The 21345-nt window shown below is 58.7% G+C and carries 17 protein-coding genes and 1 pseudogene; 17 read left to right on the top strand and 1 reads right to left on the bottom strand.

Annotated elements, in window-relative coordinates:
* Positions 1-292 precede the first annotated feature (292 nt).
* The 14 genes and pseudogenes from mraZ to ftsZ all read left to right on the top strand — a co-directional run bounded on the left by mraZ (position 293) and on the right by ftsZ (position 16309).
* Positions 293-766, top strand: coding sequence for a division/cell wall cluster transcriptional repressor MraZ (gene mraZ / locus AB1772_02115; protein ID MEW5795133.1), 474 nt, complete (start codon positions 293-295; stop codon positions 764-766).
* Positions 747-1697 carry a 16S rRNA (cytosine(1402)-N(4))-methyltransferase RsmH gene (rsmH, locus tag AB1772_02110; protein MEW5795132.1) on the top strand — a complete coding sequence of 317 codons (951 nt, stop codon included), beginning with the start codon at positions 747-749 and terminating at the stop codon, positions 1695-1697. The genes mraZ and rsmH overlap by 20 nt, the downstream gene beginning before the upstream one ends.
* On the top strand, positions 1694-2194 hold the full coding sequence (locus AB1772_02105; protein MEW5795131.1) for a cell division protein FtsL: 501 nt from the start codon (positions 1694-1696) through the stop codon (positions 2192-2194). The genes rsmH and AB1772_02105 overlap by 4 nt, the downstream gene beginning before the upstream one ends.
* Entirely contained in the window at positions 2191-4269 is a 2079-nt protein-coding gene (locus AB1772_02100; protein ID MEW5795130.1) for a penicillin-binding transpeptidase domain-containing protein, read from the top strand. The genes AB1772_02105 and AB1772_02100 overlap by 4 nt, the downstream gene beginning before the upstream one ends.
* On the top strand, positions 4269-5768 hold the full coding sequence (locus tag AB1772_02095) for a UDP-N-acetylmuramoyl-L-alanyl-D-glutamate--2,6-diaminopimelate ligase (GenBank protein MEW5795129.1): 1500 nt from the start codon (positions 4269-4271) through the stop codon (positions 5766-5768). The genes AB1772_02100 and AB1772_02095 overlap by 1 nt, the downstream gene beginning before the upstream one ends.
* A 5-nt stretch (positions 5769-5773) precedes the next feature.
* The gene (gene murF / locus AB1772_02090; GenBank protein ID MEW5795128.1) at positions 5774-7156 is read left to right on the top strand and encodes a UDP-N-acetylmuramoyl-tripeptide--D-alanyl-D-alanine ligase; all 1383 of its coding nucleotides are present in this window, start codon (positions 5774-5776) and stop codon (positions 7154-7156) included.
* Positions 7156-8244, top strand: a complete 1089-nt coding sequence (gene mraY / locus AB1772_02085; GenBank protein ID MEW5795127.1) for a phospho-N-acetylmuramoyl-pentapeptide-transferase — start codon at positions 7156-7158, stop codon at positions 8242-8244. The genes murF and mraY overlap by 1 nt, the downstream gene beginning before the upstream one ends.
* Positions 8241-9632 carry a UDP-N-acetylmuramoyl-L-alanine--D-glutamate ligase gene (gene murD / locus AB1772_02080; protein ID MEW5795126.1) on the top strand — a complete coding sequence of 464 codons (1392 nt, stop codon included), beginning with the start codon at positions 8241-8243 and terminating at the stop codon, positions 9630-9632. The genes mraY and murD overlap by 4 nt, the downstream gene beginning before the upstream one ends.
* Entirely contained in the window at positions 9613-10710 is a 1098-nt protein-coding gene (gene ftsW, locus AB1772_02075; protein MEW5795125.1) for a putative lipid II flippase FtsW, read from the top strand. The genes murD and ftsW overlap by 20 nt, the downstream gene beginning before the upstream one ends.
* On the top strand, positions 10707-11858 hold the full coding sequence (gene murG / locus AB1772_02070; GenBank protein MEW5795124.1) for an undecaprenyldiphospho-muramoylpentapeptide beta-N-acetylglucosaminyltransferase: 1152 nt from the start codon (positions 10707-10709) through the stop codon (positions 11856-11858). Before ftsW ends, murG begins: the two co-directional genes overlap by 4 nt.
* Complete coding sequence (gene murC / locus AB1772_02065) at positions 11848-13278, top strand: UDP-N-acetylmuramate--L-alanine ligase (protein MEW5795123.1); 1431 nt, start codon at positions 11848-11850, stop codon at positions 13276-13278. Before murG ends, murC begins: the two co-directional genes overlap by 11 nt.
* The gene (locus AB1772_02060; GenBank protein MEW5795122.1) at positions 13275-14054 is read left to right on the top strand and encodes a hypothetical protein; all 780 of its coding nucleotides are present in this window, start codon (positions 13275-13277) and stop codon (positions 14052-14054) included. The genes murC and AB1772_02060 overlap by 4 nt, the downstream gene beginning before the upstream one ends.
* Complete coding sequence (ftsA, locus tag AB1772_02055; protein ID MEW5795121.1) at positions 14044-15267, top strand: cell division protein FtsA; 1224 nt, start codon at positions 14044-14046, stop codon at positions 15265-15267. The genes AB1772_02060 and ftsA overlap by 11 nt, the downstream gene beginning before the upstream one ends.
* A gap of 37 nt (positions 15268-15304) precedes the next feature.
* A pseudogene (ftsZ, locus tag AB1772_02050) lies at positions 15305-16309 on the top strand (cell division protein FtsZ).
* A 513-nt stretch (positions 16310-16822) separates the two neighbouring features.
* Here ftsZ and rpmB read toward each other — a convergent pair.
* The gene (gene rpmB, locus AB1772_02045) at positions 16823-17044 is read right to left on the bottom strand and encodes a 50S ribosomal protein L28 (protein MEW5795120.1); all 222 of its coding nucleotides are present in this window, start codon (positions 17042-17044) and stop codon (positions 16823-16825) included.
* Between the two features lie 208 nt (positions 17045-17252).
* Between rpmB and serS the strand changes: the two genes are divergently transcribed.
* Genes serS through AB1772_02030 form a run of 3 tightly spaced genes read left to right on the top strand, consistent with a single transcriptional unit; the run spans position 17253 to position 21341 of the window.
* The gene (serS, locus tag AB1772_02040) at positions 17253-18518 is read left to right on the top strand and encodes a serine--tRNA ligase (protein MEW5795119.1); all 1266 of its coding nucleotides are present in this window, start codon (positions 17253-17255) and stop codon (positions 18516-18518) included.
* Positions 18518-19774 (top strand): ATP-binding protein, encoded by a 1257-nt coding sequence (locus AB1772_02035; protein MEW5795118.1) that lies wholly within the window; start codon positions 18518-18520, stop codon positions 19772-19774. Before serS ends, AB1772_02035 begins: the two co-directional genes overlap by 1 nt.
* 10 nt (positions 19775-19784) lie before the next feature.
* Entirely contained in the window at positions 19785-21341 is a 1557-nt protein-coding gene (locus tag AB1772_02030; protein ID MEW5795117.1) for a response regulator, read from the top strand.
* Positions 21342-21345: the final 4 nt, after the last annotated feature.

Below are 21345 nucleotides of genomic sequence, written 5' to 3'. Positions count from 1 at the left end.
CTATGTCGAACCAACTTGCCCGGTCATTCGGATCGAGCAAACTAGCCGGGAGTAACCCCATACTCGGCGGTTCCTTACCCCAGAAATCATCGAGTCGGTAGCGGAAGTGGGGAGTACTGTTATTATCTGAGTCCGTTGCGGTTGGGATCCGGAATAAAATCATCCCCCATTACTTCTTGTGTGATTTCAACTTAATGGCCGCAGATTCTTCAAAAAACTTCTTGACTCGGGTGGGTGAAAAGTGATTATTCAGGCAAGTTTTGGGCAGCTGTGGTATTAAGTGGAGGATCGCTTGACCGGGTTTTTCGGACGGTATTCAACGACGATTGATGAAAAAGGCCGATGCATTCTGCCGGCCAAGCTTCGTTCTGTCGTCGACGATTCCGGAAAGCCTCTGCTGGCTGGGGACATCTTCCTCACCAAAGGTCTCGAGGGTTGTCTGGCGGTATATCCTGCAGCGGAGTGGGACGCCATCCAGGTACGGATGTCATCGCTCGAGTTTACCGATCCTGCGTACCGCTCATTCAGTCGCCGTTTTTATTCCTTTGCGGCGCCGGTCAACGCGGATAAGAATGGCCGCATTCTGATTCCGGCGCATCTGGTGGCCGAGGCCGACCTTCAGAAGGAACTCGCGGTGCTCGGTGTCAACCGCTGGATCGAGATCTGGAATCCGCAACTGCTCAAGTATTACATGGAGAAATTCGCCGGCAGTTACGAGGACGTGGCTGCCAGACTGTTTTCCGGAAATGGCGGGTCGGAGGCTTGAAGGCGGCCACCATCAGCCGGTGATGGCTGAGCGGGTGGCCGAGCTGCTGATTACAAATGCTAAAGGCGCGTACCTCGATCTGACCGCAGGAGGCGGAGGCCATCTACTTGCCCTGGCCGCCCACCTCGATCCGTCAGCCAGACTATACGGAGCCGATGTCGACCCGGAAGCGGTAGCACGCACCGAGCGGACCCTGCATGGGATTGTACAGTTTCAGGGCGTTATCCGCACTCCGTTCGGCGATATCGACCGGGCTGTCAGGAACCTGAAAGAGGACCGTTTCGATGGCATCCTGCTCGACCTGGGTATCTCGTCGTACCAGCTCGATGACCCTTCGCGGGGCATCTCATTCCGTTTCGACGGACCGCTGGACATGCGTTTCGATCCCGGCACTGGTGCCACGGCAGCGGACCTGGTCAACAGTCTCAAGCAGAGCGAACTCAAGAAGATACTGAAGGATTTTGGAGAAGAGCGGCTGGCAGCAAGGATTGCTGGAGCTATTGTCAGGGAAAGACAAAGAGGGATGATCCTCACCACCGCACAGCTCAAGGACATCGTTACATCGGTAGTCAGCCCCCCGCACCAGACCAAAGCCCTGGCTCGGGTATTCCAGGCTTTGCGTGTTGCGGTTAATCGGGAACTGGACCAATTGAGCCGTGTCCTGCCCGCCGCTCTCTCCTTATTGAAGTCATCCAGTCGACTGGCAGTAATCTCATACCACTCTCTCGAAGACCGAATCGTCAAGAGGTTCTTCCAGGAGCAGGGCAGAGGTGTTTGCACCTGTCCACCGCAGTTGTCTCGCTGTGAATGCGGCGCCGCACCGTCGCTCAAGATCATCACGCGCCGCCCGCTAACACCGTCCGAGACTGAAGTAGCGTCCAACCCGAGGGCGCGATCGGCCCGTCTCAGAGTCGCGGAGAAACTCGCGTGAAAGCGCGCTCGCTTCGCAAGTACAAAGAGACGGTCGAAATCCGATCCCTGCTTTTCAATCGCCTTCGTACCCACCGGTACTTCCCGATCGCGGTCATGGCCCTTTTGATTACCGGCGCTGCCTGCATTCATGTCTGGCAGCGGGTGGTGGTGCTGTCACTGGTAAAGGAAGTCGCCGCCCTGGAGAAGGAAAACCGGGGCCTGGTGGACGACGCCCACAAGATTCAGACCGAGATCGCGGCGCTCTCGATGGCTACCCGCATAGAGCGGTTTGCGTCCGATACCCTCGGTCTCCAACGGCCGTCCCCGAACGGGCTGTATACGATGACGCCTGTCGATATAGAGATGGCGGAGTCGCAGGACGCTTTTGCGGCGCTGGTCTCATCGATCAGGCGGATGGCCGATTACCTCCCCGAACGAACCGAGGCCCGTGCCGCCGCCCAGGAGCTGGAGCCGATTAAGTTCGACACTGTGGCATACGAGGGGGCAGGGGAATGAACCGCACCCGCATGGAACGGATCCGGCTCGGTCTGATGCTGGTTGCCGTGATGCTGTTCCTTGGGGTCGCAATCGCGCGACTGGCGCAGTTCCAGATTGTCGATGCGGAGCAATACAAGTCGATTGTAGAGAAGCAGTCCACCGGGCGGGTACCGATCCCGGCCGAGCGGGGAATGATCTATGATCGTTATGGCCGGGTGGTGGCCAAGAATGTCAGCCGCCAGGCGCTCTACGCGCACCCGCAATCCAGGAAAGATCTGTCCGATGCAGCGGCCTATCTCGAAAAGATCTTCCGCCTTCGATCCGGAGACGCCGTTCGCAAATACAAACTCGAGGTAAACAAATTCCGGTGGATTGATCGGAGGCTCGATGAGCGGTTGGCGCAGCGAATCGAAAAGGAAGCTCCACCGGGGCTCTATCTTCGTGCGGATCTTGCCCGTCAATACCCGTACGCGCTGGTCGGACGGCAAATCCTGGGCTACACCAATATCGATAACGAGGGTCTCTCCGGATTCGAGCTGTTGCGCGATTCACTTTTGTCCGGAACCAGCGGCTACGCCGATTTCAACCGCGACGGCAGGCGTGAGACCTATACGATCCGCGAGCAAGCGCTGGTCAAACCGATCGCCGGGCAGTCGGTGGTGCTGACTGTCGACTGGCAGCTCCAGGAAATTGTCGAACAGGAGCTGGCAGCGGCGGTGGATTCGTTCCACGCCACACTGGGGATGGCCGCCTTTCTCGATTGTCGCACCGGCGAAATACTCGCCATGGCGCATTTTGACCCGGCCGAGAAAGATCCGGAGCACCCGACCAAGCTGTATCCGATTTCGGATCAGTTCGAACCGGGATCAGCGTACAAACCATTTACGGCGGCGGCGCTGCTCGATGCCGGCGTTATCAATTTCTATCAGACCACGTACTGCGAGAATGGCCTGTGGCGTGTTGGTCGGCGCACCCTCGCCGACGACAAGAAGCACGGCTGGCTGAACTTCCGCCAGATTATTGAACTTTCAAGCAATATAGGCCTGGGCAAGTCCGCGCAACTGGTTGAAGGTCCCGCGCTAATCGATACTTACCGCCGGTTCGGGTTCGGCAGTCGCACTGGCCTCAGTTTCCCCGGTGAGACGAGAGGTTCGCTGCGTCCTCCCCAGGTTTGGTCCGATTACAATGTGGCTGCTTTGGCGATGGGGCACTCTGTGGCCACCACATGCCTGCAGATGGCCAACGCCATGGCCGCAATTGCCAACGGCGGACAGTTGCTCGAACCGAAACTGGTGTTGGGATATGTCGACGACGATGGTTATGTGAGTCGTGTCGGCGAACCCAAAGTCGTAAATCATCCCCTGAACGCCGTGTCCGCGGATACTCTCCGTGCTTTCCTGCGCGGTGTTGTTGAAAACGGTACCGGCAAACCGGTCAATTCCGAGTTCGTGAACATAGCCGGCAAGACCGGCACTGCGGAGCTGCCCAATCTCGAACAGGGCGGCTATCACAAGAATCGTTTCATGGCGAGCTTCTGCGGTTTCTTCCCGGCCGAGGCGCCGATCGTGGCGGGCATTGTTGCCCTAAAGGACCCGCGCCCCATGACATACGGCGGATACACCGCAGGGAAAGCGTTTCGGCATATCGCCGAACGGTACACCGTCTCGCATCCCGATCAGTTTGCCGCCACCGAACGAGTCTGCGGCCAGCGGAAAGAACCGGTAATGCTCACGGTCGAAGTGCCGGACTTTGTCGGGCGCGATATCTATCAGGCGCGGATGCTCGCGGAACAGCGCGGGGTCAATCTTCGATCTGACAGCCTTAGCGGTGTAGTGGTCTGGCAGTACCCGGCGCCCGACCGCGCAATCCTTGTCACCGATGAGGTGGTGGTCGCGGTTGTGCCGGCCGGTAGGACGCGGCCAACCATGATCGACCTTCGGGGAGAGAGCATCCGGAGGGCATCGGCTTTTCTCGACTTTGCCGGTATCACTTATACGATAGTCGGCTCCGGCCGTGTGACCGAGCAATCGGTCCCGCCGGGCGAGCCGATCACCGACACCTTGAACTGCCGGCTCGTGTGTGAGCCAAGCTGATGTCGGAGGATGCCATCAAACTCGCGCAGCTGATAGCCGATGTCCCGGGCGCAAAACTTCTCGGCGATGAAGCGGTCGAGATCGCCCAGATCGAATACGACTCGCGGCTGATCAAGGCGGGTTCGCTCTTTTTCGCGGTCAAGGGGTTCAAGCGCGACGGCTACGATTTTGTGAAGGACGCCCAAGAGCGCGGAGCGGTTGCGGTGATGGGCGAGCGCGAAAGCTGCAGCGAAATCGCCAACCACATTCAGGTGCCGGACCTTCGCCAGGCGATGGCGACTACAGCCGCGGCTTTCTACGGATATCCCGGAATGAAGATCAAAGCGTGCGGCGTGACGGGCACCAACGGCAAGACGACAACCTGCTTCATGATATGGAACATGATGCTGGCACGCAACAAGACCGCCGGTCTCATCTGTTCGCTGGTGTACGACACCGGGAAAGATAAGTTCGTCGCCGAGCGCACCACGCCCGAATCGCTCGACATCCAGCGGCTGCTCTTCCTGATGAAGCGGAACCGCTGTGTTAATGTCGTCATGGAGGTTTCGTCGCACGCTCTCGTATTGAACCGTGTCGATCATGTCGACTTCCGAGTCGCGGTATACACCAACCTGACTCGCGATCACCTTGACTTCCACCAGACCATGGAAGCTTACACCGAGGCCAAGTATCGCCTGGTGCGCCGCCTCAGGGGAGAATTGAGCTACGCGGTGATTAATCTCGATGTGGATGAGTGGCGCCCGCTTTTCGGCGAGCTGCAATGCTCGCACATGACCTACGCGCTCCGAGACCGCAAGGCCGACATTCGCTGCGGCGATTATGAACTGAAACCGGATCAGACGATTTTCGATCTGGTTACCCCTATGGGCGCCCGAACAGTGACGCTGCAACTGCCCGGCCGGTTCAATCTTCAGAATGCGCTCGCGGCAGCCGGGGGCGGACTGGCCTCGGGCATCGACCTCGACAACGTGGTCGCCGGTCTTGAAGCCACAGTGCCGGTGCCCGGCCGTCTGAACACGGTCAACTGCGGCCAGCCGTTTGCCGTCTATGTAGATTACGCTCACACGCCGGATGCTATCAAACGGTTGTGTGAAACGGTGCGTGAGATAAACTCCGGTCGACTGTACCTGATGTTCGGCTGCGGCGGCGATCGCGACCGGGGCAAACGGCCCCTGATGGCCAGGGCGGCGGTGGAGAATGCGACTCATGTGGTGGTCACATCGGACAATCCCCGTTCTGAAGATCCGGAAGCGATAATAAAAGACATCACCGCCGGGCTGACGGAAACCAACTACGAGGTTATTGTGGATCGCCGGGCCGCTATCGAGACGATTCTAAGATTGGCCGGACCGAACGAGGCTGTTCTGCTGGCCGGCAAAGGCGCCGAGACCTATCAGGAAGTCAGGGGTGAGCGTCTCCCGTTTAGCGATACCGACGAGGCTGTCGCGGCGCTGGCCCGGATGGGCTTTGTCAAGTCAGGAGCGGTTGAGAAGAGGTGATTACGTTGGCCTTCGATAGACTCGCGACCATGACGGGCGGACGACTTCTCACCGCGGCATCTCACGATCGCAAATTCACCGGCGTATCTTCCGACAGCCGCACGATCGAGCCGGGCCAGTTGTTCTTTGCCATAAAGGGGGAAAAGCATGATGGCCATGAGCATATCGATCAGGCAGTCTCGCGCGGTGCGGCCGGCCTGATAGTGCGAAGAGGTTTCTTCGCGGACCGCGCGATGCCCGCAACCACGGCCGTTGTTGAAGTAGCTGATACACACGAGGCTATGCTGAAACTGGCCGCCGAGTATATGAAGACTCTGCCCGCCAAGCGAGTGGGCATCACCGGCTCCAACGGCAAGACCACCACCAAGGAATTCACCTATCGCCTGCTCAGCGCGGTGGAGGAGAATATCTACCGTTCGCCGGGGAATTTCAACAACCTGTACGGTATCCCGCTGGCCTTGTTTGCGATGCCAAACAATACGAGCATGGCTATCCTCGAAATGGGTATCTCGGTCCCCGGCGAGATGAACCGCCTGGCATCGCTCGTGCGGCCGCACCTGATGGCGGTCACGAATGTCGGGCCGACTCATCTGGAGTTCCTGGGTTCGGTTGAAGCGGTAGCTCGCGAGAAACTGAGGGCGGTCCACCACTGCGAACCGGGAGCGCCGCTGATTGTCAACGCCGATGATCCCGTGCTGATGGCCGAAGCGAGGCGCGTGCACAGCCGTCCCATAACTTTCGGGATTCTCAATGACGCCGATTTCCGCCCGCTTAAGATCCGCGAGACCAAATACGCGACCTATGTTGCCATAGACTATCAAGAGTTCCGCCTTCCGCTATTCGGCCAGTACCAGGTTTACAACCTGCTGTGCGCTTATGCCATTGCCCGGGTGATGGGAGCCTTTTTCGATGAAATCGATACGACAACTATTAAACTGACCACACCGTCTATGCGTGGCGAGGTAGTCGCGTCACAGGGTATCACATTTATCTCCGACTGTTACAACGCGAATCCCGAGTCGGTCAGTGCCGGGCTGAAGTCATTCCACCTGCGGCAGCACACAGGGCGCAAGGTCGTCGTCCTCGGCGACATGCTTGAGCTGGGCGAACCCACGGTAGAGTACCACCGCGACATCGGCAAGCAACTCGCCGATTACGATTTCGACCTGATCCTCGCGGTGGGGCCGATGTCGCGATACACGATCGAAAGCGCCCGGGGCTCTGGCGTTACGGCAGTGCGGCTTCGCTATTTCGATGACGCCCGCTCATGCGCGCTCGCCTCAGTGGAGCTGCTCAGACCGGGCGACCTGGTGTATCTGAAGGGCTCGCGCGGGATCGGCCTGGAAGCGGTGCTGAAGGAATTTGTCAAGAGCGAGGGGGACGCCTGATGTTCTATCTGCTTTTGTATCCACTGGCGCGGGAGATTTCCGGACTGAATTTGTTTCGGTATATCACCTTTCGCACTGCCGGCGCCACCGCGACCGCGATCTTCATCTGCCTGATCCTCGGGCCGTTCTTCATCCGGCAGTTGAAAAAATACCAGGTCGCCGAGCGCATTCGTGAGGAAGGCCCCGCCTCGCACAAGAAGAAAGAAGGCACGCCCACCATGGGCGGGCTGATCGTGCTTGCCGGTATTGTCATCCCCACTGTACTTTGGGCCGATCTCACCAACTACTACGTGCTGGCAGTTCTGTTCGTGACCGTCTGGCTGGGAGCTATCGGCTTCATGGACGACTATCTTAAAGCAATCAAACGCCAGCGGAGCGGTCTCGTCGCTCGAAAAAAGTTTGTCGGCCAGGTGATCCTCGGGCTGCTGTTTGGTCTCAGCTTGCTCTATATGGCGCCGGGGGATCCTTTCGACGGCACCACCGGTATTCCCTTTTTCAAGAACTATGTCCTCATGCTGGGTGTGTTTTATATCCCCTTTGTCATCCTGGTGATCACCGGCGCCTCGAACGCTGTGAACCTGACTGACGGACTCGACGGGTTGGCTATCGGTCTGTGTGGTCTCTGTTTCATTGCCTTTGGCGGGATTGCGTATATCACCGGCCGGCTTGATTATTCGCAGTATCTGCAGATCGACTACCTCCCCGGCACCGGCGAGCTGGCGGTGTATTGCGGAGCGGCGGTGGGTTCGGCCCTTGGATTTCTCTGGTTCAATTCGCACCCGGCCGAAGTGTTCATGGGCGATACCGGCTCACTGGCGCTCGGCGGAGCACTGGGGGCAATTGCGATACTCCTCAAGAAAGAACTACTGTTGATTATAGTCGGCGGCGTTTTTGTGGTGACCGCCCTCTCGGTCATAATTCAAATCTTGTCCTATCGCTACCGGGGCGGGAAGCGGGTCTTCAAGATGGCGCCGCTGCATCATCATTTCGAACTGATAGGCTGGCCGGAGTCAAAGGTCGTAGTGCGCTACTGGATAGTCGGCGCTCTCTGCGCCCTCCTCACTCTGGCGACATTGAAAATACGATGACGGTACAGGAACGCATACGCGGCCGCAAGGTCGGCATTGTCGGCATGGCACGCTCAGGCATGGCCGCCGCTAAATTAGTGCAGACACTCGGGGGTCGTCCCTTTGTATCCGACAGCGCTCCCCTGGAAAAAGTGAGCAGCCAGTGCGCTGAGCTCAAGAACCTGGGAATCCCGTTCGAGGTCGGCGGTCACACTGAGCGACTTCTTGCCTGTGACTATATTGTTGTCTCTCCGGGCGCGCTGCTGACAATACCGATACTCACCCAGGCGCGGGACACGGGCCTGCCGATTTTCTCTGAGCTCGAGATAGCCTCGTGGGTCTGCCCCGGCCGTATCATGGCTATCACCGGCGCCAACGGCAAGACGACTACCACCACCCTGCTGGGTGAGATTATGACTGCCGCCGGTTACGACACGCATGTATGCGGCAATATCGGTCGTCCGCTGGCCGACGTAGTCGGGCTGATGGGGCAGGATTCTATCGCGGTACTGGAAGTCTCGTCGTTCCAACTCGAGACGATTTCAGAGTTCAGGCCGAATGTGGCGGCGATCCTCAATCTCACGCCCGATCATATCGACCGCCACGGTAGCTTCGAAACCTATAAGCAGACCAAATACCGCATCACCGAGAACCAGACCGCCGACGATGTCTTGGTTCTGAACTTCGATGACGCCGAGTCGATGGCGGACAATCCTTCCAGTCAGGCGCGAAGGGCGTTGTTCTCGGCGGGCGACAACAAGTCGTGCGAATCATTCGTTGCCGACGGCTGGCTGTGTACCCGGCTGGGCGGCGAGGTCCGCCGCGTAATAGCCGCGCGGGATATCGCCATCAAGGGGCCGCACAACCTGCAGAATGCCAGCGCCTCGGTGACTATGGCGGCGCAGTTCGACGTAACTCCGGAGGTTATGGCGCGCGTGCTGGCCGGCTTCCCCGGCGTGGAGCATCGTCTCGAAAGAGCGGGCGTGGTGGCCGGGGTGACTTTCATCAACGACTCGAAAGCCACCAATGTGGACTCGGTGCGCTGGGCGCTAAGATCGGTCGAAACCCCGCTGTATCTGATCCTCGGCGGACGCGACAAAGGCGGCGAGTTCGAGTTGCTAGCAGAAACCGGGCGGGGCAAGATTCGCGGAATCGTGGCGATCGGCGAAGCCAGAGAAAAGATCTTCAACGCTCTCGGCAAGCTCGTCCCCACGCAGTTTGCGGATAATCTGGAAGAAGCTATACACAAGTGCTTCGAGATGGCCCACCCGGGGGAGACCGTGCTGCTCTCGCCCGGCTGCGCCAGTTTCGATCAGTTTGAAAATTATGAACACCGCGGTCGGGTGTTCAAGGACGTGGTATCACGGCTCAGAAATGGCAAGAGCACTAATGAAGCGGTGGCGCACTAAGGTAGCCATCGACGAACGCCTCCTGCTCGCCTACCTGCTGGTGCTGGCGACCGGGCTCATCATGGTTTACTCGGCGTCATCCATAATCGCCGAAAGCCGTTTCGGCTCGCATTGGCATTTCCTGCGCCTGCAGGTAGCGTGGGGGCTTCTGTCGATCCTGTGCATCTGGATAGTCAATAAGCTCGATCTTCAGAGAATGGCCGTCTACACCGTGCCGGCGCTATTCTTCACGATGCTGCTCCTGTGCCTGGTTTTTCTCATGCCGGCGCGCAACGGCTCGCACCGCTGGCTATTTCTTGGCCCGCTGACCCTGCAGCCATCGGAGGTGTTCAAGTTTCTCGTCATCTACTACCTGGCGTTCTCTCTGTCCAATCACAAACGAAACCTGGCCGACTGGCGGCAAGTCCTCTTTCCCTATGCACCGATAATCGGCGTCGGCATGTTGCTAATCGTCTTCGAGCCTGATCTCGGCGCGGTGGTGGTGCTGCTGCTGTCGGTGCTGGGGATGTTCTTTGTGGCCGGCGCCCGGCTCAAGCATCTCGCCCTGGCGATTCTGCCGCCCGCGGCACTCGGCAGCTTTATTGTCTTTGTCATCGGCTACAAGCGGGCGCGGGTGCTTGACTACCTTGCCGCGGTCTCCGATCCGCTTCAGGGAAGCTACCAGGTGAAGCAGGCGGTGCTTACATTTGGCAACGGCGGGTTGCTCGGCACGGGTCTGGGCGATGGCCGCCAGAAGCTCTTCTTCCTGCCGTACCCCCACACCGATTTCATTCTGGCGTCGATCGGCGAGGAACTTGGTTTCATTGGTTTGATGATTCTGCTGGGCGTGCTTTTTTACCTGCTCTGGCGCGGCTGCCGTATCGCCATGCAGCAGCCCGACCGCTTCGGCTTCCTGCTCGCTGCAGGCATGACCTGGTCATTGTTCGTGAACATCGCGATAAACATCGGTGTGGTTACATCTATACTGCCCGTCACTGGCAGGGCCTTACCGTTTCTCTCCTACGGAGGATCATCGCTCCTGGTATCCAGTGCGGCGATTGGGGTGCTGCTCAACCTGTCGCGGAGGGTCGTGAAGTGACCTCCGGACTGAAGTCAATCAGCCTCGTGTTCGCGGGTGGCGGCACCGGCGGACATTTGTTTCCGGCGTTGGCGATTGCCCAACGCGTCGGCGAGTTGGCAGGCGAAAGCTGCCAGAAGAAGATTGTCTTGGTCGGCACGGTGCGCGGAATCGAGTACCGGCTTCGCGAGTCGCTGTCACTTCCGCTCCAGTTGATAGACATACGCGGTATGGCCAGGCGGCTGGCGTTCAGCAACCTGGCGGTCCCGTTCCTGGTCGTGAAGTCATTGTGGCAGTCGCGCGCCCTGCTAAAAGCGCACCGCCCCGATCTTGTAGTTGGCACGGGAGGGTACGTCTGCTGGCCGGTTTTGCGGATGGCTGCCATGATGGGCATCACGACGGTACTGCAGGAGCAGAATTCCTATCCCGGCGTGGTCACCCGCCAGTTGGCCGGTTCGGCGGCGCGAATATATCTCGGTTTCGACGAGGCCCGCCAGTTCCTGCCCAACACAACGCCGATAGTCACTACCGGCAACCCGGTGCGAAAAAGTGTCCTGTCGGGCGATCGCCGCCAGGCGCTGGAGCACTTCAAGCTCGACCCTGCCCGCAGGACAGTTCTAGTGCTCGGTGGCTCACAGGGGGCGCGCTCAATTAACGCCGCCATATCAAAGAGCCTTTGGGCTGGTTCCCTTGAGCGGGGCTACCAATTGCTCTGGCAAACCGGCGAAAGGGAATTCAACCACGTCGCAGGCAGTCTCGGCAGCGCCGCTCAGGGCCACGTGCTCTTTCCGTTCGAGCAGCGCATGGATCTGGTATACGCGGCAGCCGATATGGTGATTGCTCGCTCCGGCGCGATCAGCCTGGCCGAAATCGAAGCGGGCGGCCTGCCTGCGCTGCTTATCCCCTATCCACATGCCGCAGGCGATCATCAGAGAATGAACGCGAAGGCAAGCGTTTCCCGGGGATTCGCCGAGGTGATCAATCCCGACGATCTCGACTCGATCGATCTTCTGGCTCAAATCGTGGCAATGGATCGCGATGGCCGCATTGAGCGAATGCGCCAGACTTTACGGCAGCACACGGTCGGCCGGAAGCCGGCGGTCGACGTGATCGCAGAGGACATTATCAGATTGGTGGTCAAAGCTCAGGAGGCGAGAGTTGATCGTTGAGCAGGGAACGCGTGAGCAAATCGTCAAATTCGTGAGTGGCAGGATGATGTTCGGCAGATTTAAGCGGCTTCACTTCGTGGGTATCGGCGGCGCCGGTATGTCCGGGATCGCAGAAATCCTGCACAACCTCGGCTATGCCGTGACCGGGTCAGACAGCACCCCAAGCGAGATCACCGAGTATCTTCAGAAGATCGGAATCGAGTGCCACGAAGGGCATCTCGAAGAGAACATCGGTAAGGCCGACGTGGTCGTAATCTCGTCCGCGATTGCCGCCGACAACCCCGAGGTGCTTGCGGCGCGACAGCAGGGAATCCCGGTCATCAAGCGCGCCGAGATGCTGGGCGAACTGATGCGCCTCAAGTTCTCGGTCGGTGTGGCCGGCACACACGGCAAGACGACGACTACTTCGATGGTCGGACGTATCCTGCAGGCCGCCGAGCTGTATCCGACTCTGGTGGTCGGGGGAGTTGTGGCTGAACTCGGCACGGGCGCATCGCTGGGCAAAGGCGACTATCTCGTGGCCGAAGTCGACGAATACGATCGCTCGATCTTTGCGATGTTCCCAAGCATGGCGGTCGTGCTCAATGTCGAGCCGGACCATCTCGACTGCTATCGCGATATGGACGATCTCCGCGACGCCTTCCTGCAGTACATCAACCGGGTACCCTTCTACGGCAGCGCCGTTGTTTCCGCGGATGACCCCAACATCCGCAGCCTCATGCCGCGTTTTACCCGGCCGTACGTGACTTTCGGATTATCCGAGGAGGCGGATTACCGGGCTGTCAATCTCAACCCTCGCAACGGGGGCACACGATTTTCGGTTTTTCGTCGGGATGAACTGCTGGGGGAAATCGTTCTGCATGTCCCCGGCAGACATAACGTCGCCAACGCGTTGGCGGCAGCCGCCGCGGCGAGCGAACTGGACGTTTCGTTCGCCACTATTGTTGAGGCCCTGGTTGGCTTTCGCGGTGTCGGGCGGCGCTTCGAGGTTATCGGCGAGGCCGGCGGCGTCCTCGTGATTGACGACTACGCCCATCATCCCACCGAACTGCGTGCCACGATCAATACCGCCCGTGAATCCTACCGGCGCCGTTTGATAGTCATCTTCCAGCCGCATCTGTATAGCCGGACTCGTGACTTTGTGAATGAATTCGCGGAGGTACTGGCCACCGCCGATCATTGCATCCTGACCGATATCTATCCGGCCCGCGAGCAGCCGATTCCCGGCGTCACGTCAGCACTCATCAAAGAACGCGCCGAAGCCAGAGGCGCTACGAACTTCAGTTATGTCGGAATCAAGGAAAACGCGCTCGACGAAATCGAGCGGCTGGCCCGTCCGGGCGATGTCGTCATGACTATAGGGGCCGGATCGATTACGCATATCAAGCGGCTCATTCTGGAAAGGCTGGCGACCCGGTGAAACCGCTTGCGAAAAGAACCCGGCTCATTCTCCTGGGCGTGATTGTCTTCGGGGCCGGGTTGAGTGCTGTCATTGAAATCAGCGGGTGGCAGACGCTCAACGCAGTGACACTTGACGGCGAACCGATCGAAAACCCACGCCGGAAACTCGGCCTGGATCCGGACGCCTCAGTCGTGAAGCAGCCGTTTAAGTCGGTCGCGAAGCTTCTCCTGTTGAACGAGCAAACCGCGCGGGTCGATATCGAAATCGACCTGCCGTCATCCATCAACATTCACACAAACCGTTTCACGCCGGTTTGTCTGGTGCTGGATCGCGCCGGCGGGCGTATGCTGGGGCTCAACTACGGCGGCCGCACCGTGCCGCTCCGAGAGGATTTTGGAGACTGGGAACATCCGATCATCACAGGTGCGAATGCGGGTAAGATATTCGAGCGGTGCGAGGACCCGCGTGTCGCCCTGATCGTACCACAGCTCAAAGAGCTTTCCGACGAAAACCGTCGGCTGTATCGGCTAATCGAAGAGGTGGATTTGAGTTCGCCCGCGCACGTGGAGATTTCCGTTTCCGGGTTGGCCTACCGCCTCAAGGTTACCGCCGAAGGATTCCTCGACCAAATAACCGGCTTCTTCGAATTCCTGGAGGGGTTCGAGTCGCCGATCGACTCCTCCCGCCTGGTCGACCTCCGCTTTGCCAATCTCATCGTGCAGACGACCCTGCCGGACACAGTGACGTCCAACGGCGATACCATGGTAGTCGCAGAGGAGCAGCATGGCCGCTGAGAGTATCGTCGCTGCCCTGGATATCGGGACCACCAAGGTCTTTTGCCTGGTGGGCGAGATGGATGCCGAAGGCGCGATCTACGTTACCGGCCATGGGGTGGCGCCCGCGGACGGTCTCAAGCGCGGTGTGGTTGTCGACATGGACAAAACGGTCAAGGCGATCGAAAAGGCCGTGGGCGATGCGCAGATGGTTTCCGGCGTCGAGATTGACCGCGTCTCGGTCGGCATCGCCGGCGAACATATTCGGTCGATTAACAGCCACGGCGTGGTGACGGTCAGTCGCTCGGACAACGAGATCACCGCCGCGGATGTGAAACGGGCGATCGATGCCGCCCGCACGGTGGCCCTGCCGGTTGACCGGGAAATAATCCACGTGGTGCCGCAGGCGTATTCTGTCGATGACCAGTCCGGTATTCAGGATCCGGTCGGCATGAACGGCGTGCGGCTCGAAGTCGAGGCGCACATCGTGACCGCCTCGGTAACCACCGCGCGCAATGTCTATCGCGCGCTGGAGCGCTGTCATCTGGGCGTCGATCATGTGGTGCTCGAAGCGCTGGCCTTGTCGCAGGTTCTGCTGAACGACACCAATCTGGAGGCCGGCTGCGTGCTGCTTGATATCGGTGGCGATATCACCAGCGTGTCGGTCTTTTTCGACGGCGCCATCCGGCATTCGTCGACCGTCTCCCTCGGCGGGCGCAATGTCGCCAACGACATAGCTATCGGCCTGCGCACGTCGGTTTCGCAGGCGGAAGAGTTGAAGATCGCCCACGGCGCAGCGCTCACGACACACGTGGACGCAACCGAAATGATTGAGGTGCCCGGTCCGGGAGGACGGGCGGCCAGGGAGATCTCCCGCAACGTGTTGGTATCGATTATCGAGCCGCGCATGGAGGAGATCTTCTCGCTGGTGGCGCGGGATCTCAGGCAGGTGGTCTCGCTCGACCGACTCGCATCGGGCATGATCCTCACCGGCGGCGGGGCAGCGCTGGCCGGTTGTACGGAATTAGCTGAGCAGATTTTCGATGTACCGGTACGGGTGGGTGAAGTCAGGGGATTTGCTCATGTGCCGGATGCTCTCAGCGGGCCGGCTTTCGCGGCTGGTTTCGGATTACTGATGTACGGATTCGCCAACGAGCCGAGCGCCGGTCGCCGCGGCAGCCGAATGCGCTCCTGGCTCAGTCGGCTGGAAGACTGGATAACGAGAAAAATGTAACGGGTAGATGGATCTTTAACTGAGTTCAGGAGGAACCATGTCAGAAAGAAGACACCAGTTCAACTTCGCCTCCGATTTTGTCGGCGTGGCGAACATCAAGGTGGTCGGAGTCGGCGGCGGCGGTGGCAACGCCATCAACCGCATGATCGCCTCCGACCTCCAGGGCGTCGAGTTCATTGCGGTCAACACCGACGCCCAGGCGCTCGAACAGAACCGGGCCGACAAGCGCATCCAGATCGGTCTGGGCGTCACCAACGGCCTCGGCGCGGGGGCCAATCCTGATATCGGACGGCTGGCCATGGAAGAAAGCCGCCGCGAGGTCGGCGACCAGATCGGCCGCCCCAACCTCGTTTTCATTACCGCCGGTATGGGCGGCGGCACCGGTACCGGCGCGGCTCCCATCGTGGCCGAAATCGCCAAGGAATCCGGCGCTCTCACGGTCGCGATCGTCACCACGCCGTTTCGCTTCGAAGGGCGCAAGCGGATTGACCGCGCCGACGAGGGCCTGGCCGAACTCAAGGCGCGAGTCGATACGCTGATTACCATCCCCAATGAACGGCTGCTGGAAATCGTCGACAAGAATACCACCCTGTCGGCCGCATTTGCCACCGCCGATGACGTCCTGCACCAGGCGACCAAAGGTATATCTGATCTGATCACGATACCGGGACTCATCAACTGCGACTTTGCCGATGTCCGCACGGTCATGCAGGAGATGGGCAATGCCCTTATGGGCACTGGCAGCGGCGAGGGCGAGGAGCGCGCTATCGACGCCGCCCAGCAGGCGATTTCATCGCCGCTGCTCGAATCAGTCTCGATCGCCGGAGCCAAAGGGGTGCTGATAAACATCACCGGCGGCGAAGACATGACCCTGCATGATGTCAACACCGCGACGTCGCTCATCTACGAGAAAGCGGGTGACAATGCCAATATCATTTTTGGCGCCGTGATCGATCCCGAGATGACCAACAAGATGCGGGTGACCGTAATAGCCACGGGTATCGGCAAGGACGAGCAGACCGCCCGGTCCCGAACCAAGGAAGAGCCGAAAGCCGTACCCATCGGATCGCAGCAGCCCAAAGTGATGTCACTGTTTCCGGAAGACGCCATACAGGCGATTCCTGTCCGCCGGGTGGTCAACGCCCGCGATGCGGTCGTGGCCGTCGGCGGAGTGCCAACGTATAACGAGGATCAACCCCGAATAGAGCCGGCAACGGCTGAGTCCTCTGATGGCGGAAACGGCAACGGTAATCGCTTCGGCCTGCGACCGCCCAGCCGGGTACCCATTTTCACCGAGGAGGATCGCACGATCCCAGCCTATATCAGGAGGCTCGAAGACAACTAGTCCCTGAGGGATAAGTCAAAGCACATACCTCCCGGCCTCGTGCCGGGAGACAAACATAGAGCGAGCAGCTCTATTGGTTCCTCCACCATGCCGCCGGTTAAACTACCCTGCCGGCGGCATTTATTTCATGGAACCCTGATCTAAAGCTGCCCGCAAAGGCAAAAAAAGCCGCCCCATAAGGGCGGCCGTAACTTATTCCATGCCACTGAATTACACGGCAGCTGGGCGGGGTTTCCGTCCCTGAACGTTCTTTACCACTTTGCCGCTTTTCAGGCACGACGCGCAGACAGTCACCCGCCGGGGCCGGCCGTTTACAATCGCACGCACCTGCTGCAAATTGGGCATGAATCGCCGCTTGGTCACGTTGTGAGCGTGAGAAACGTTATGTCCGAAGAGCGGCTTTTTCCCGCAGATTTCACAAGCCTTGGCCATGTAATCCTCAATTCGATAGTAGCTACAGCTCCCTATTTTACGTCGACTCGCAGAAAAGGCAAGGAATTTCTGGCCGCCGATTGAGAATTCTCAAAGTGCACCGGTAACGTATCGGGCCGATCCCGGACTGGTAATTTTCATTGAACTGTGCTAACTTGGCCCTTAGTTTCGGACCTTTCTAAGAGCAATGCCGACTTGAGGATCACCGATGCTGGACATGAAGTTAATCCGCGAGGCTCCCGACCTGGTTCGGACCGGTGCGGCCCACAAAAACGAGCAGTGTGATATCGACAGAATCCTCGCTCTCGACGAACGCCGACGCCAGATAATCCGTACGGTCGAGCGGCTCAAAGCCGAGCGCAACCAGGCCTCGGCCGATATCGCAATCAAGAAGAAAGCCGGGCAAAGCGCCGACGCAGCTATCGAGGCCACCCGCCGCCTGGGCGACGATATCAAAGTACAGGACGAAAACCTGCGCGAACTGGAAGCGGGCCTCCAGAAGCTCCTGCAATTGGTGCCGAACCTGCCCCACGAATCGGTACCGGTCGGCAAAGACAACGCCGCCAACAAGGTGGTGCGTGAATGGGGCGCGAAACTGGAGCCGGCTTTCAAGGTCCTGCCGCACTGGGAAGTCGGCGAGAAGCTGGGCATACTGGATTTGGCCGCAGGCGCGGCTGTTGCCGGATCGGGCTTTTATGTTCTCCGCGGAATGGGCGCTCGGCTGCAGCGGGCGTTGATCAGCTATATGCTTGACCTGCACACTGCCGCCGGGTTTGTCGAAGTCTCCACGCCGTATATCGTAAACGCCGACACCATGTACGGTACCGGACAGTTGCCCAAACTGGCCGACGACATGTACCGGATCGAGTCTGATGACCTCTGGCTGATCCCCACTGCCGAAGTACCAGTGACGAATCTGTACAAACAACGGATCATCACCGACGAAGAACTCCCGGTGTACATGGTGGCCCATTCCCCCTGTTTCCGTAGAGAAGCCGGCGCCGCCGGTAAAGATACCCGGGGGATGATCCGGGTGCACCAGTTTGACAAGGTCGAGCTGGTCAAGATCGTCCACCCGGAAAGATCGTACGACGAACTCGAATCCCTGGTGGCACAGTGTGAACAGGTTCTTCGCAGCCTGAACATCCACTACCGGGTGGTCATGCTGGCTACTGGAGACCTGTCATTTGCTTCAGCCAAGACCTACGATCTCGAGCTCTGGGCCGCCGGCGTGGAGCGGTATCTCGAGATTTCGTCGATTTCTAACTTTGAGTCGTTCCAGGCCCGACGCATGAATCTTCGCTACCGCAATGTTGACAAGAAACTTGACTTCCCCCACACGCTCAACGGCTCCGGTCTGGCCCTGGCACGGCTCATTCCCGCGATATTGGAAAATTACCAGAACCCGGACGGCAGCGTGACTATTCCCGAGGTGCTCCGAAAGTACATGGGCGGGGCGGATAGAATCGGCTGATGGCCATGATAAAAAAAACGCGTGGGGGTCTGGCCGATCTGTATATCGGGCGATCGACTTTTTTTAAGATATTTCTGGTAACCGGCGTGGTGGTTATCTCGGGCGCGTTCATCTGGTACACTTTTCAGGTTATAGAACGCCTGCAGATCGATACGCGTGACCAGGTCGATAAATATGTTCATTTATGGCAATGGGCGGTGACGTCGCCGAGTTCGGAAGACGCTCTGCCGTTCATTTTTGATGAAATCATCGTCAAGGCAAGATTTCCGGTGGTGGTACTCGACAGTAACAGAGAACCGGTGTCCTGGCGCAATATTCCGGGTATCCCTTCCGACGACACCAGCCGAAGATCGCTTGAGCGCGTAAAGGAAGAAGCGGAGGCCATGTACCGCCACAATGGTGAGTACCCGCTCAATTTCGGCGAAAACAACATCAACTACTTCCTCTATGGCGACTCCGAAATAATCAAGCAGTTGCGAGTGATGCCGTTTGTCGCTATCGGCATAGTGCTGGCTTTTGTAACCGTAGCGGTAATCGGTTTCCAGAATATCCGGCGCTCCGAAGAACGGTACATCTGGGTCGGCATGGCTAAGGAGACGGCTCATCAGTTGGGTACGCCGTTGTCGTCGCTCATGGGCTGGCTGGAAGTAATCAGCCCCGAAAACCGGCAGGACTTGGATCGCGAAGGACAAGTACAGCTCGTCGACAATACTGTCCAGAATATGCGAATGGATGTTATCCGACTCCAGCGGGTCGCCACCCGGTTCAGTCAGATTGGCTCAATACCGGAAGTGAAAGAATGTGATCTCAACTCCCTGGTAACCGACTGCGTGCAATATTATCGCGCCCGGTTGCCGTTCGAAGGACAGGGCACACAGATAGTTGTCACTCCGGGCAACATCCCGCCGGTGCGGCTAAATCCGGAGCTGTTTTCGTGGGTGCTGGAGAATCTGGTCAAGAACAGCCTGCAGGCGGTCGATCCGAAATCGGGCCGCGTGAGTATAAGCACCAGTATCAACCCTGATCGCACACAGGTTATGCTTGAAATCGCTGACAACGGCCACGGCATACCGCCGGGATCGGCCCGAAAGATATTCCGTCCCGGTTTTACCACAAAAAAGCGCGGCTGGGGCATGGGACTGACTCTGGTTAAGCGGATTGTCGAAGAGTACCACGTGGGCCGGATCACCCTGGTGCGATCTCAGCCCGGCGAAACCGTTTTCCAAGTCACGCTCCCCATATCCGGCGGACTCTGAGAAGAACCCGATGCCAACCACTACCGACAAGAAGAGAATTCTCTGGATCGATGATGAGATCGATTCGCTGCGCTCGCATTTTGTCTTCCTTGAAGGCAAGGGATTTGAATTAGTCGGGGCAATGTCCGGGGACGACGGTATCGCGGAAGTCCAGCGCCAGAACTTCGATTTGGTGCTGCTGGACGAAATGATGCCGGGCAAGGATGGCTTGACCACGCTCGAGGAAATCAAGGCGCTCAAGCCGCACCTCCCGGTGGTCATGGTGACCAAGTCGGAAGAAGAAACGCTCATGGACGAGGCGATCGGGCAGAAGATCGATGACTACCTGGTCAAGCCGGTGGTGCCGTCGCAGATTTTGATGGTGATAAAACGGCTGCTCGATTCCCGCCGAATTATCGGCTCGTCATCCATGCGGCGATATATCACCGAAATCAATCGCTTCAGTCAGCGTCTGTACGGCGCCATGTCGCCCGAGGACTGGCAGGACGCCGCCCGTATTTTGGCGGAGTGGAATCTCGAACTCGACGAAAGCACGGACTCCGGTTTGCAGGAGACCCACGATGGCACGCTGCGCGAGTGGAATACCGAGTTCACCAAGTACATCCTGAGAACCTACCCTGACTGGCTCCGAGGCAAGAGCCGCCCGATGCTCTCGCCGGACATTACCGGCAAGTATGTCGTGCCGCCGCTCAAGCAGGGCCGGCCGGTCGTCTATATCGTAGTAGACTGCATGCGCCTGGATCAGTGGATGCTGGTCGAGCCGATGGTTGCCGAGTTCTACGATATCCAGCGGCACTACTACTATGCAATACTCCCGAGTGCCACTCCGTTCGCGCGCAACGCCCTGTTCAGCGGCATGTTTCCGGACGACATCCACCGTGCCTACCCCGATACGTACGGCGAGGACGAAGGCTCGCTCAACAAGTACGAGGACCGTCTGCTCATGGAGAACCTGGCGCGCCATGGCGTTCGGCTCGAGAAATCGCTCAAGTTCATCAAGATAAATGATAACAGCCAGGGGGATGAAATCCTCCGGCGAGCATCGGATTACTTCGATAGCCGATTGGTGACCTTTGTTTTCAATTTCCTTGATATTCTCGTGCACGGGCGATCATCAAACGTGATCCTGAAGGAAATCGCCGGCTCCGAGGCCGCTTTCCGCATGTTGATGCGAACCTGGTTCACTCATTCGCCCCTGTTCGGTTTGCTTAAAGCTTTTGCCGGCCGAGGTTTTACAGTCGTCGTAACCTCTGATCACGGTTCGGTGCTGTGCCGTCGCGGTACCATGGCCCACGGGCGGCGGACTACATCGACCAATTTGCGTTACAAATACGGCGATAACCTGAAGGCCGATCCAAAAGAGGCGTTGGTTATCAAGAAGCCGCAGGAGTGGCGCCTGCCGGCTTTCACTCTCGGCACCACGTTCCTGATCGCCAGGGAAGATTTCTATTTCGTCTACCCCAACAACTATAACGAAATGGTTCGCCGCTTCCAGAATTCGTTCCAGCATGGCGGCATTTCGCTTGAAGAAATGATCGTGCCGGTAGCGGTGCTCAATCCCAGGTAGCCGC

The sequence above is a fragment of the Candidatus Zixiibacteriota bacterium genome (genome assembly GCA_040752815.1).
GTDB lineage: Bacteria > Zixibacteria > MSB-5A5 > GN15 > FEB-12 > JAGGTI01.
The sequence above is the reverse complement of the archived record's forward strand: the minus strand, read 5'-3'. Positions and strand labels throughout refer to the sequence as shown.